At 45.9% G+C, this 12943-nt stretch carries 10 protein-coding genes; 2 read left to right on the forward strand and 8 right to left on the reverse strand.

The window, feature by feature from the left end; translation table 11 throughout:
- Nucleotides 1–1421 (forward strand): prolyl oligopeptidase family serine peptidase (locus LDL18_RS01025; protein WP_296506222.1); only part of this gene is annotated, 1421 nt, incomplete at its 5' end.
- A gap of 45 nt (nucleotides 1422–1466) precedes the next feature.
- Here LDL18_RS01025 and LDL18_RS01030 read toward each other — a convergent pair.
- The 8 genes from LDL18_RS01030 to ruvX form a co-directional block, all read right to left on the reverse strand.
- The gene (locus LDL18_RS01030) at nucleotides 1467–2057 is read right to left on the reverse strand and encodes a hypothetical protein (protein ID WP_296506223.1); all 591 of its coding nucleotides are present in this window, start codon (nucleotides 2055–2057) and stop codon (nucleotides 1467–1469) included.
- A 151-nt stretch (nucleotides 2058–2208) separates the two neighbouring features.
- The gene (locus LDL18_RS01035; RefSeq protein WP_296506225.1) at nucleotides 2209–3435 is read right to left on the reverse strand and encodes a dihydroorotase; all 1227 of its coding nucleotides are present in this window, start codon (nucleotides 3433–3435) and stop codon (nucleotides 2209–2211) included.
- The gene (locus LDL18_RS01040) at nucleotides 3432–4391 is read right to left on the reverse strand and encodes an aspartate carbamoyltransferase catalytic subunit (RefSeq protein ID WP_296506227.1); all 960 of its coding nucleotides are present in this window, start codon (nucleotides 4389–4391) and stop codon (nucleotides 3432–3434) included. Before LDL18_RS01040 ends, LDL18_RS01035 begins: the two co-directional genes overlap by 4 nt.
- A gap of 811 nt (nucleotides 4392–5202) precedes the next feature.
- A complete protein-coding gene (locus tag LDL18_RS01045; RefSeq protein ID WP_365974467.1) occupies nucleotides 5203–7728 on the reverse strand; it encodes a TonB-dependent receptor in 2526 nt (841 codons plus the stop codon).
- A gap of 173 nt (nucleotides 7729–7901) precedes the next feature.
- Entirely contained in the window at nucleotides 7902–9416 is a 1515-nt protein-coding gene (locus LDL18_RS01050) for a cytochrome c (RefSeq protein ID WP_296506234.1), read from the reverse strand.
- 9 nt (nucleotides 9417–9425) lie between these two features.
- Entirely contained in the window at nucleotides 9426–11012 is a 1587-nt protein-coding gene (locus tag LDL18_RS01055; RefSeq protein WP_296506236.1) for a GMC family oxidoreductase, read from the reverse strand.
- 57 nt (nucleotides 11013–11069) lie between these two features.
- Nucleotides 11070–11630 (reverse strand): sorbitol dehydrogenase family protein, encoded by a 561-nt coding sequence (locus tag LDL18_RS01060; protein ID WP_296506238.1) that lies wholly within the window; start codon nucleotides 11628–11630, stop codon nucleotides 11070–11072.
- Between the two features lie 203 nt (nucleotides 11631–11833).
- Nucleotides 11834–12373: a Holliday junction resolvase RuvX gene (gene ruvX, locus LDL18_RS01065; RefSeq protein WP_296506240.1), complete on the reverse strand. Its 540-nt coding sequence runs from the start codon at nucleotides 12371–12373 to the stop codon at nucleotides 11834–11836.
- A 233-nt stretch (nucleotides 12374–12606) separates the two neighbouring features.
- Between ruvX and gatC the strand changes: the two genes are divergently transcribed.
- Nucleotides 12607–12897, forward strand: a complete 291-nt coding sequence (gene gatC / locus LDL18_RS01070; RefSeq protein WP_011240659.1) for an Asp-tRNA(Asn)/Glu-tRNA(Gln) amidotransferase subunit GatC — start codon at nucleotides 12607–12609, stop codon at nucleotides 12895–12897.
- The last annotated feature ends 46 nt before the right edge of the window (nucleotides 12898–12943 follow it).

Raw genomic sequence — 12943 nt, forward strand, 5'->3', positions numbered from 1 at the left:
AAATCTATCGAGGCAATAAAAGTGACGGCGGCTATGGCGTAACGCCCACGACCCTTCGCGACGGTCAAAATAACGCCTTAACGGTCATCGAACGACCGCTAGATACCTTTCACCACCAAAGTTTTGTGCTGACAAAATCAGGCGTAAAACAGCTCCCCATCCCTGATAAAGCCAGCCTTGTCGAACTGGTCGCAGGACGCGTTATTCTGTCTCTTGATGAATCATGGCAAAATGGCAGCACGCTATTTTCAGCCGGCTCGATTGTCTCAATAGATCTTGATGCGCTTTTGCAGTCACCTGACCAGCTAAAGGCAAGGCTTGTCTGGCAACCGACAGAAAAAGAAGCCTTTAACGGCCTGACTTCGACTAAAAATCGGCTGTTACTTTCTATTTTGGATAACGTCCAAGGTCGGGCTATCGCCTTTACGCCGACAGCTAATAACCAATGGACAGCCGAAACACTGCCCCTGCCGGATAAACTGGCAATCGAATTGGCTTCCAGCGATAGTCAGAGCGACCGCGCCTTTATCGAGGTTAGCGGATTTGTCACGCCATCCACGCTTTATCTAGCCGATACCGCGCAAGACAAAATCGAAAGCATTAAAGCGCTTCCCCCTCAATTCGATGCATCAAAGGATGTCGTCGAACAGCTTGAGGCGACCTCTACAGATGGCACTAAAATTCCGTATTTTGTCGTCCATCGGAAAGACATCAAATATGATGGCACCACGCCGACCTTGATGACGGCTTATGGCGGTTTTCAGGTCAGTAATACGCCTTATTATTCAGCTTCGATTGGCAAACTTTGGCTTGAAAAAGGTGGAGCCTTTGTTCTCGCCAATATTCGGGGCGGTGGCGAATTTGGGCCCGCATGGCATGAGGCTGGATTAGGCACCAAACGCCAAATTATCTATGATGACTTTGCTTCTGTTGCCAAAGATCTGATCGCGCGTAAAATAACATCACCGCGCCATCTGGGTATTCAAGGCGGCTCTAATGGCGGTCTTTTGATGGGGGTTGAAATGACCCAGCATCCCGAACTTTGGAATGCGGTGGTTATTCAGGTGCCTTTGCTGGACATGTTAAGAATATCCAAAATTGCAGCCGGTGCTTCATGGCAAGGCGAATATGGCGATGTCAACAAAGACCCCAAAGTAAGAGCCTTCTGGGAAGCTCTTTCACCTTACCATAACCTCAAGCAAGGCGTAAAATATCCTGAACCCTTCATTTTCACGACCACCAAAGATGATCGTGTCGGGCCTCAACATGCTCGTAAATTTGCAGCCCGCATGGAAGAAATGAAGCTGCCCTTTTATTATTATGAAAATACCGAAGGGGGGCATGGCTCTGGCGCGGATTTAAAACAGACGGCCAGAACACAGGCCTTAACCATGACGTATCTTTACCGCAAATTGCTGTAATCCGCTTTCCTTAACTGCCGGATAATCTATTATCCGGCAGACTTTTTATTCATCATGGGACACAGCTTCACCAGAATAATAGTCAGGGCTGCAAGAGCGTTTGTAACCATCCTCTATAGTGCATAAATAGAATTGGCCGTTTTCTTTCAAAGGCGCTTTGCCTGTATACGAGCCATCACAAGAGATTTTTTCGCCATCTTCTATCTTGCATAACTGATAATCCCCTCTGTTTTTGATAACCGCCTGTCCACTATACCATTCGTGACAGCTCCCCCACCCATTAGACACGTTGCATTTTAGATAATCACCGCCATCTTTCACAACAGCTTTACCGCTATACCAGCCACCACAAGAAAATTTACTGCCACCAGAAATATTACATTCGCTGTAATAGCCCCGATCTCTCACAACGGCTTTACCCGTAAACCAACCGCCACAAGAAAATTTACTACCACCAGAAATACTGCACTCGCTGTAATAGCCCCGATCTCTCACAACGGCTTTACCTGTAAACCAACTGCCGCAAGAAAATTTACTACCACCAGAAATTTTACATTCACTGTAATAGCCTCTGGCGAGACTTGCTGAACTGAACAATACCAACAAGCCCGCCAGCTCTTTTAATCGAAAACGCATTACCCAATTCCCTATCAGCCCGTAATTCAATCAATATCAACTATGTCTCATCTTTGAGCTTCGCCGAAGCCGTCATCGCCAAACACAAAAAAAAGGCAGGAAAAGCCAAGCTAATCCCGCCCCTTTAGAACCCAAAAAATCTATAAAATTATCACAGCAAGACTTTGCCGCCTTTGATAGTATGGGTCACTTTCCCTCGCATCATCCGACCATCAAAAGGCGAATTGCCTGCCTTGGCGGCCATTTTAGCACTATCAAGCTGCCATTCCCGTTTATTATCAAAAATGATGATATCCGCCTCTTCACCGACAGATAAAGAACCACCTTGGCATCCCAACAATCGGGCGGCATTCCCAGACAGCAAGTTCATCAGACCAAAAAAGTCGATAATGCACTCGTGTACTAATTCCAACGCTGCCGACAACAGGGTCTCAGCCCCCGCCATACCGGGCTTGGCATCAATAAAGGGAAGACGCTTGTCTTCAGCCCCTCGCGGGTCATGAGCAGAACAGAAAACATCAATCACGCCGTCTTGTATGGCTTCGATAGAAGCCAAACGATCTTCTTCACTCCGCAAAGGTGGAGATAAACGGGCAAAAGTGCGGAAATCTTCGATATGCCGATCAGATAACAATAGATAAGCCGGATTGATCCCAACCGTTACCTTAATGCCTCGTTTTTTAGCCTGCCGTATCAGATCAAAACTTTTCTTCGTCGTCAGTTGGGCAAAATGAATTTTGCAACCGGTTTCTTCCGCCAACATCAGATCACGCGCGACAACAATAGCTTCTGCCACCGCCGGAGCTGCCCGCAAACCGAGACGACTGGCCATCAATCCCTCTGTCGCGACACATCCTTTGGTCAGCCCACCATCTTCGGCATGACTGATAACGGTCAAATCCAACGAAGCGGCATAGTCAAGCAAGCGATACATCAAGCCAGAATCGGCAATCCACTGCCGACCCGTCGCAACCGCCTTAGCGCCAGCCCTTTTCATCAGACCGATTTCAGCCAATTCCTGTCCTTCAAGGCCACGACTACCCGCGGCCAAAGGATAAACCTCAACCGCCTCGCCACCGGATTCTTTGGCGCGCTGAATCAAGGCGGCCTCATCCAAAGCCGGCGATTGGTCGGGCATCAAAGCAACGCGGGTAATACCGCCCTTAATAAAAGCCGGCACATCAACAGAAAAAACCGTCGGATCAATAATAGCCGGTGCGATATAGCCGCCTTCGGCATCAATAACCGTATCGGCACCCGTTGAATCAATCTCGCCACAGGCGACAATGCGCCCCTCTTTAACGAGCAAGCCACCCGCATAGATATTTTTAGCAACCGGATCGATCAATCGGCCATTTATAATTGCGATTAAACTCATGCCCAACCTTTCACACCGCGCCGTTCACGGGTCAGCACATCCAGACAGGCCATCCGCATGGCAACACCCATTTCGACCTGTTCCGTAATAGCCGAATATTTCAGATCATCCGCCACGGCGGAATCGATTTCAACACCGCGATTTAACGGGCCGGGATGCATCACCAGCACATCATCTGCCGCCAATTTCAGTTTCTCGACCGTCAAGCCGAACAAAGCATGATATTCACGCAAAGAAGGAATAAAACCGCCTGCCATTCTTTCAGTTTGCAAGCGCAACATCATCACGACATCGGCACCAGAAATAGCTTTGTCGAGATCGGAAAAGACTTCAACACCTAACGCCTCGATATGGGACGGGATCAAGGTTGAAGGGCCCACAACACGGACATGCGCGCCTAATTTTTGCAAGGCAATGATATCCGAACGGGCAACACGGCTATGCATAATATCGCCACAAATAGCGATAACCAGACCTTCAAACCGTCCTTTCCGGCGGCGAATAGTCAACGCGTCTAACAAAGCCTGCGTGGGATGCTCATGCTGGCCGTCACCGGCATTCAAAACCGGACAGTCAACTTTATCGGCAATAAGCTGGACAGCCCCTGAAGCCTGATGGCGAATAACCAACATATCGGCATGCATAGCATCAAGGGTAACCGCCGTATCAATCAGCGTTTCGCCTTTTTTGACACTGGACTGGGCAACGGCCATGTTGACCACATCTGCCCCCAAACGCTTTCCGGCGATCTCGAAAGAGAGCAGCGTTCGGGTTGAATTTTCGAAAAAAGCGTTAATCTGGGTCAAACCGGCCAAACTGTCATCATGCTTAACAGCAGCCGCCCGATTAAGGGCAACCCAGCGTTCCGCTTCATCGAGCAGAAAAAGGATTTCATGAGCCGCAAGCGGCGCGATGCCAAGTAAATGGCGATGGGGAAAAGGTAAAGTAAGCGACATCAAAATAGGGACTTACCTTCTCTTTTCGCGACATTCAATAACAGAAATAGGAAGATATGCCCGAAAAGGAAAAAAAGAAGAAAAGGATTTGATGCCCCCTAAACGGGTAAAAAACAGCGTTTGACCAGATCAGTCTTGATTGTGAATATGACTTAACCTTTATGGCTGATATGAATAGTGAAAATGAAATAACACCTAAAATATTTAAATATTATGGGAAGGTATTCCCCGAAAAAGCTGGATATTGTGTAGGATATAAATAATTATTCTGCGACGGTACAGCTTGCTGTTCAAATCCAGCGCGTGATCTGGAAACAGAAGCTAACCATTTATTATAATAAATTTGGTATTCTCGCTCACTCATTGCCGATCTATAATTGATATTCTGACCTTTTTTGTCTGAACATTCAAGGATATCGTCTTTATAGATTTTATAATTTTTACATAATTTGTCATTACTCCAATAATATTTTCCATTGATTTTACTAGGAAGATTGGGTGTTGCACAAGCACTTAGACACAATAATGAAATGAAAATTATTTTTGCATAATGTCGTATTGAATATTATTTCAAAAAATATGATATTTTTTGAAAAAACTAATGCATTGATACCGAAGCCCCCTAATAATATTAAATACATCCATATTATTTTTAAATTTTAAGGGAGAGATATGCTTCTTTTATCTTAAGAGACAGATGTAAATCATGCCAAAGAATTTCACAATCTGCCTCAAAAAAGCGAAAGGCTATTTTCAATTAACAGCAGGGACATTAAAATATCTTCTCTGTCCCTGCCCAATATTCCTAATTTTAGAAACCGGTGCTAATTGTCATCATAGCCGAGAAAGGCGATGCAATACCGTAAGTCGGTGCCGAGCCTTTGACGGTTTGACCATCAACTGACTTCACATATTGAGCATTGGTCGTCACACCCGAAGCATAGTTGAGATAATGCTTATTGGTGATATTGGCGAGGTTGAAACGAATAGTCGGGCTTTTCAAACCACCCCAACTGTTAAAGCGATATCCACCACCGATATTCATGCGAACATAGGAAGGCACCTGTTCGTCATTCATGAAGGTTGAATATTGCGACCCGACATATTTCAAGCTGAAGTTACCGAATATATGACCGTTGTCATAATCGAGACCGAAACCGACCTGATAACGCGGCGTTTGCGGGGCAAATTTGCCTTTTGTTGGCAAAAGAGCGGAAACACCGGATCCAGATGCCATCAAATTACTTTTAGTGCGAGCATCAATATATTCAGCAGAAACATAAGGACGAATATTATAAATCGGGCGGGTACCGATTTCAAAATCGACACCATTCGTCGTCTGGTTACCGCCATTGATACTGGTTGAATAGTAAGAAGTAGGATTCTCTGGATCAATGATCGTTTGAGAAAATAGACGATTATGAAAGTCGTAATGGAAATAGGTCAAAGAGGTATTGATTACCTTACCTTGATAGCGCCATCCGAATTCTTCCGAAATCGTGGTTTCCGGTTTCAACCCTGTCGCTGCATGGTTGCTATAGCCACTACCGGCATAATAGGTGCCGGAGTCATAAAGAGAGCTATTCATCGGGACACGATAATTGGTCGAGACCGAGAAGAATAACTGATGCTCGTCATTGATTTTATAGCGAATAGAACCGGTCGGTAAGACGGCGCGATAAGTCTGATTAATCACTTCACCCGTAGAGGTATCGGGAAGATAATTGCGTCCCATTCTTTTAATGATGGAGTATTTTACACCCGCATCAATGGTCAATTTATTATTCAGGAGCGAGATACTATCGCCAATGAAAGGCGTATGAACGACCGTGCGAGTTCTTGTGTCCCGATATTCAGCTTTTTCACCATTCGCCAAAATCACGTTTGAACCACCCCCCCATTTGTCATAGGGATTTCCGTTTTCATCAATCAATGAATAAGGCGCGGTTTGTCGTTGGTTTGAATATTCAAACCAATAACCTACCATCAAACGGTTGATACCTTTTGTCCATGTCCATTTGGTTACAGCCCCCGGACGATAGGTCTTGGTGATGGACGGTTCATAGAGCAAAGTCTGCCCGTAATTTTTTCCGTCAACCGTGCCGCTCATCGTTTGGGAACCATAGGACATCTTATTCATATCCGTCCAATAGGCACCCCCGCCATTACCGTTTCCATACCAGAAATAAGGTGTTTCCGTCAGCACCATATTATGGCCAAGATTAAGACGCGTAGGGGCACTGATATAAATATTGGTAAAGGGATTGGGATGTAACCTGTAATAGGTCGCGTTGGCTTTGGTATTTCCGGTATAATCCGAACTATAAACGGTATTCGCTGTCCCCGAGACAGGGGCACCCATCACGCCAATGCCATATTTATCCCAAGAGGCCATATTAACACTGGGGGTATTATAGTTATTGAGGTTATTTCCGACGACAACCAGCGAGGCTCGGTTATCTTTACCCCATTCCTTGACGACTTTCATTTCACCGTGCAGTTTTCTTTCAGTGCCGGGGCCACGCCATAAATTTTCATGGGTATCCGAAAAAGAGAAATAAGCGCGTGTGCCGGAATTCCCGATTTCACCGGTATCAAAACGGGCAAATCCACGGAAAGTCTTGTAGGAACCATAAGTAAAATTAGCGCGTCCGCCCATCTTTTTAGCCGGATCGATCATATACATATTAACGACACCACCCGCGGCACTAATCGTCGGGCTGTCGAGATCAGCAGAACCTTGAGCCACCTGAATGGTTGACAAGTTTTCTGAATCAACAATTTCTTGCGGATAAACAGCGTAATTACCGATATCGTTTAACGGAAAGCCTTCCAATGTATAGCCCATTGAGGCTTCATTCATACCACGAACCGAGGTATGCCCTCCTGTCAATCCCATCGGGTCAGAATCTGAAGCGTTAACACCGGGCAAAAGGGCAATCAACTGCATCGGATTCAAACCGGGGGTCTGCTTCTCAATATAATCGCGCGTAATAGTGGATTTCGATTTCGGGGCATCTTCTTTGATCATCAGACCGCCGCCAATAGCGCGTCTATTGACACCATCAATATAAGAGTGACGCCCCGTAACAACGATACTTTTTTCATCTGTTGGGGCAGTCTGACCAATCATACTAGGCCGGTCATTTTTATTTTCTTGAAAATCGCTTTTATCTATCTTTTTTTCGCTATATTTTTCTTTTTCTAAAGCATTATTTGCTGATGCCGCAGAATACCATAGCGACGGACATAGTGAAGAACATAGAAAAAATATTTTCAACTTGTGTTTTTTAATAGAAAAATGTCTTTTGCTTTTTACGGAAGCGGTTTTCATCATTTACCCCCCTACTTATAGGGGGTGTATAGATTTTAATTGTTACGCTATCATTGCAATTATATTGCAGTAATTTGTCTTTTAAATTTAACGTTTTTTTATAATTTATAAAAAGACAATTCTTATAAAAGGCGCAGTCCTAAAACTGCGCCCCATAGCCATTATTTTCCTATTTTTTAGTGAGAAGGGCGTTTCTTAAACAGGCTTTTTAAACGGAAAAAACCGATAAGCATCACGACAATAAAAATAAAACCAGCACCGGATAACAACCAAGGCATCATTCTCATCAACAAAGCAGGCGTGCTTTTATTGGCTCTAAAATCTGCGACTTGTTGGATAGAAACTGGTGGGATAGCCTTGTTACCGAAACGGGAAATGACATAATTAGCAATAGCCGCAATCTGACTATCGTTTAATTCATCGGCATAGGACGGCATCCCCGCAATACCGTCATTACTCTTACGCTCAATACCATTAAGAATGGTCATGACTAGATTATCGGCAACAAGCCCCCCTGTCGCACTATTATGCGTAAGCGACGGATAAAAATGGTCGGCCGTCCCTTCCCCATTGCGACCGTGACAACTGGCGCAGGCATTTTCGTAAAGCAACTGCCCATCGACCGAACCGGCATCACTCATGGCCATCGCCGTGCGGCTGGTAACCGGCTCAACATCGACTAAATGAGCAGGTGTCTTATTTTCAAAACTGAAACGAGATTGCTTTGCCCCCGTCAGATTCTGGGGTGCTACCGTTTTCAGATAAGCCGCCATAGCCCGCAGATCGGCATCCGATAAAAAGCGCAAACTATATTCAATCGCTTCTGCCATACTACCGGCTGCTTGTGCCTTGCCGTTAACATGCCCCGTTTTTAAATAGCGGGCAATTTCTTCTTCGCTCCAACTACCAATACCTTCGGTTTCATCCGGCGTAATATTGGGCGCATACCAGCCACCAACCGAAGTTCCTGTCAGATAACGCCGCCGAGATTCAGCCATGAAGAAATTCCGCGGCGAATGACAGGTGCTACAATGGGCTAGCGTGTCGACCAAATAATGACCACGGTTGATTTCATCGCTAACCTTGGGATTATTTTTGAAAGGCTTGTCATGCAGGAACAACAAATTCCATCCCGACATCAACAAACGTAGATTAAACGGGAATGAAAGTTTTGTAACGGCTTGGGGCTTTTCATCTACCGGAGCAACCCCCTGCATAAAATAGATATAAAGGGCATGAACATCCTGATCGCTCAATCCGGCATAAGCCGTATAAGGCATCGCTGGATAAAGATAGGCACCGTCTTTTCGGATACCTTTTCTCAAAGCGCGACTAAAATCCTGTTCGCTATACGTCCCAATACCCGCTATTTTGGATGGGCTGATATTAGGCGATATAATACTCCCCATCGGGGACGCAATGGCATAACCACCGGCATAAGGCGGCGCATTGTCAGCATTCCCACGATGACAGGCAATACAATCCCCCGCTTTAGCGAGATAAGCCCCGCGTTCCAGATCGGAAGAAAAGCCCTTGGTCGCCGAAGCCGCCGCGACATTTTTCTGGACAACCACCGGCGGATTAGCTGGCATACTAGTCTGACTATTTTCTGCTGATGCCACCGCCGAAAGCGATACACAAAAAGCCAGCCCCGCCACGGATGCCAGACGATGGGAAAAAGGTCTCATCATATGCCTTTCTTATACTTCGCGCGCGATGATATCAGCGGTACGGATAGCCAAAGCGACCCCTGTCAAAGTCGGATTCACAACGCCCGCCGCCGGAATGACCCCCGTCGTTGCCAAAAACAAATTGGGATGATCGAAACTGCGGCATTCGCCATTCACCACTGAATCTGCGGGATTTTTACCCATAATGACAGATCCCATAATATGGTCATGATTCTGCCATTCGCTGACTTCATTGACGATGCTGCCATTCATGCCCGCCGCAATCCGGCGGTAGTCACGCATAATAATATCCTTGGCCGCTTCGGTATAAGCCGGAACATCATAATGGACGGATAAAGTCGGTAATCCCAAAGCATCTCTTTTGGTCGGATGTGGAATAACGCGATTGCTGGGCATCGGCAGAGTTTCAAGCATAGAAGAAATATCGACCCAGCGCGCCGCATCGTGACGGATGCGCTCATCTAATTCTTTTCCAAAAATTCCCTGCGCAATCAACCGCTCAGTAACCGCCATATTAGGAACTGCATTTCCGATATTATGCTTAGAAGCTGCATAGCGGCGACGATGGTTACCATCACGCATATTCACGATACAGGCTTCTTCAACGGTGCCACGCCCTGCCCATAAAGGTTCATCGGCTAAAAATTGTATCGCCAGACCATTATGATCCATAATATTCCGCCCCACCTGATCGGACGAATTGGCGACATCAGACATCAACAATAATTTGGGCGTTTCAAAACCGTGGGCGGCAACAATAAAATAGCGCGCCGTCAGCTTTTTATCCTCACCCTTAGCCGTCCGATAATGCACAGCCTCGATTTTATTCCCGCTCCCTTTTTCCAGCTTGAAAGCAGTAGCCTCGGTCAACAGCTTAGCCCCCGCCTTTACAGAGTGACGGGCATGAACATCACCGCTATACATCGACCCGATCGGACAAACTGGCATACAGTTATTATTACCGGAACAGGCCGGACGACCATCATAAGGCTGGTTCGTCGGTCTTGCAGAAGGTTCCTGAACAAAGCGATAGCCCAATTTTCCCAATCGGTCATTCATCCGACTGGTCATGTAATTGATGCCATCAGATGGCATCGGATATTCTTTTGAACGCGGCGGAAAATGCTTTCTCCCCTGCCCGCTTTGATCTTCATCTGATCGCCCAGATACGCCTAGGGCTTCTTCCGCCCTACAATAATAAGGCTCCAAATCATCATAAGAAATGGGCCAATCCCGTCCGACGCCATAAAGGCTTTTCAACTTCATATCGCTAGGCAGATAACGCCATGCACAGGCAGCCCAATGCCATGTTGTGCCACCTACCAGTTTCAACATTCCGGGAAGATAGGCAAAAGAGCCCGTATTCTCGATATAATCCTTGGCAAAAGATGTCGGAGCCGTGGCCGCATTGGGATAGGGATCGTTATAATTATTTTTGCGAGGTGATGTCCGAAAATTTTCAGTAATTTTCCAACGAGGAATGGATTTTCCGGCTTCCAGAATAATAACAGATTTACCCTGTTTGGCTAATTCATACGCCGCATTATTACCTAGCGCGCCGGAACCGATTACAATGACATCGGCATCATATTCCATGGGAGGCTCTTTTCTTTCGGATAAGAGGAATTGATTAGGTCGAAAGGGATAAAAACCCTAATCCTGTTGGATACTGGCAGGCGGATTAACCCAATAGCTAGGGGCTCCACGGGCATAGCTGGGAATAACTGTGGCATCCATGGTTGGACGATACATCAAAGCCCCGCTATAGGTAATAAAATGGGCATTATCTTCCATGGCATGACTGGCTGCTTCTCCTGCATAACCAAGATACCACGCCGAAACGATCGTCTTGGCAGTCGCCATCAAAGCGTCATCTTTCCCTATTGGAGATGTCCGCAACAAAGAAGAATCCGTTAATTTTTCAGAAGCTAAGGCTTGCTGTAAATTCTGTAATTTAGCAGGAAAATGCGCATCCACCGCGATCAGAGCCGCCAGCGCGCGACTGGACAAAGCGCGATCAAGGTCATGATGCCCTGTCAGGAAAATTGAAATCTGGAAAAATTGATCCTGAAGCCGATCATTTTCATTTTTATCTTCGGCCAGTAAAGGTGCCGTTCCCGCGGCAACAGCACTTCCGGCAGAAAGCCCTGCAATTTTCAAAAACTCCCGTCGAGGAGACGGTTTCTTGTCAGAAGGCTTTGGATGTTCCGGCATAGATTTCCCGATATAACAAGCAGTGAAAAAGGTTAAATAATCTGGATATCATTACTTTTTAATAAAGAAACGGTTCCGTTGATATAGTAAAATCCTATCATGTTCATAATGAACCGAACCCAAATATCGGAATTAGATACTATCTATCTAAAAAAGATGGATAAAACGACCTTTTAAAAATCACCCTATCCATCGAAATAGTCTTAAAACATCGCAAAAGAGTCGATAGCGCCTTGCAAGATATAGGCGGCAGCCATTTTATCGACGACTTCACTTCTTCTGGCACGACTGGCATCGGCTTCCAACAAAGTGCGCGTGACGGCTTTGGTTGACCAACGCTCATCCCACATCAAAACCGGCAAAGATAAAGGCGCAACATTTTTAGCAAAGGCACGCACCGATTGGGTTCTTGGACTATCGCTGCCATCCAGATTTAAAGGCAGACCAATAACCAACCCTTTTACCTGTTGTTTTTCAACAAATTGCCTCAGTAATTCCAAATCCAGCGTAAATTTCTTCCGCCTAATCGTCTCCGCCGGACTAGCAATAATCCACTGGCTATCGCAAAGGGCAAGACCGATGGTTTTTGTCCCGACATCCAAACCGGCCAATCGTCCTTTTCGCGGCAAAGCCTCCTGAAACAGACGAAGCTCTTCCTGCTTTTTCAGGATATTTTCTTCTCTTTTCTCATCCAGTCGGTTCAGACGAAAAGATTCAAATTCATTTTCATCATCATAGGGCATTCTGTTTCCTTCGCGTTATCCTAATCAGGCTCAAAAACGAGGCATAATCTATAGGAAGATAAAACCGATCCAATCGGTCATTGCCTGCCGCTATAGAAAATTTTTCAAAAAGGAAGAACGCTCTTAAAAGAAAAACGCCTTTTCAAAATTCTTTTTACAGGAAAAAGGCCTGTTTTCTTATTTGATTCTGTTCTGCACTTGAAGCAAATCTTTGCCAGTGCTAGCGCAAAGATATGTCCGTCATAAATGCCAGTATTGTTCGCAAAATAGCGAAACTCGCCAGCATCGCCGTAACAGAGGAAGAGGTTACCGCGATGGTTCCTGAACTCAACGCCATCTTGGGGTGGGGAGAGCAGTTATCTGCCATCAATACGGATGGTGTAGAACCGCTTACCTCGGTCATTGCCCAATCTCAACGCCTAAGGGAAGACGAAGTCACCGTTCCCGATATCCGTGATGCCCTGATGGCCAATGCGCCCGAAGCAGAGCATGGCTTTTTCACTGTGCCAAAGGTGATCGAATAATGACCCGTCTTACAGATTTTGGTGTTACAGATTTACGCGATGGTAT

It is taken from the genome of Zymomonas sp., from assembly GCF_020216885.1.
Classification (GTDB): domain Bacteria; phylum Pseudomonadota; class Alphaproteobacteria; order Sphingomonadales; family Sphingomonadaceae; genus Zymomonas.

Excerpts from the sequence above, each read along its gene's own strand:
- LDL18_RS01035 (WP_296506225.1), bottom strand. The coding sequence starts at position 3,435 with ATGAGTTTAATCGCAATTATAAATGGCCGATTGATCGATCCGGTTGCT.
- ruvX (WP_296506240.1), bottom strand. The coding sequence starts at position 12,373 with ATGCCCTATGATGATGAAAATGAATTTGAATCTTTTCGTCTGAACCGA.
- LDL18_RS01040 (WP_296506227.1), bottom strand. The coding sequence starts at position 4,391 with ATGTCGCTTACTTTACCTTTTCCCCATCGCCATTTACTTGGCATCGCG.
- LDL18_RS01055 (WP_296506236.1), bottom strand. The coding sequence starts at position 11,012 with ATGGAATATGATGCCGATGTCATTGTAATCGGTTCCGGCGCGCTAGGT.
- LDL18_RS01050 (WP_296506234.1), bottom strand. The coding sequence starts at position 9,416 with ATGATGAGACCTTTTTCCCATCGTCTGGCATCCGTGGCGGGGCTGGCT.
- gatC (WP_011240659.1), top strand. The coding sequence starts at position 12,607 with ATGTCCGTCATAAATGCCAGTATTGTTCGCAAAATAGCGAAACTCGCC.
- LDL18_RS01045 (WP_365974467.1), bottom strand. The coding sequence starts at position 7,728 with ATGATGAAAACCGCTTCCGTAAAAAGCAAAAGACATTTTTCTATTAAA.
- LDL18_RS01060 (WP_296506238.1), bottom strand. The coding sequence starts at position 11,630 with ATGCCGGAACATCCAAAGCCTTCTGACAAGAAACCGTCTCCTCGACGG.
- LDL18_RS01030 (WP_296506223.1), bottom strand. The coding sequence starts at position 2,057 with ATGCGTTTTCGATTAAAAGAGCTGGCGGGCTTGTTGGTATTGTTCAGT.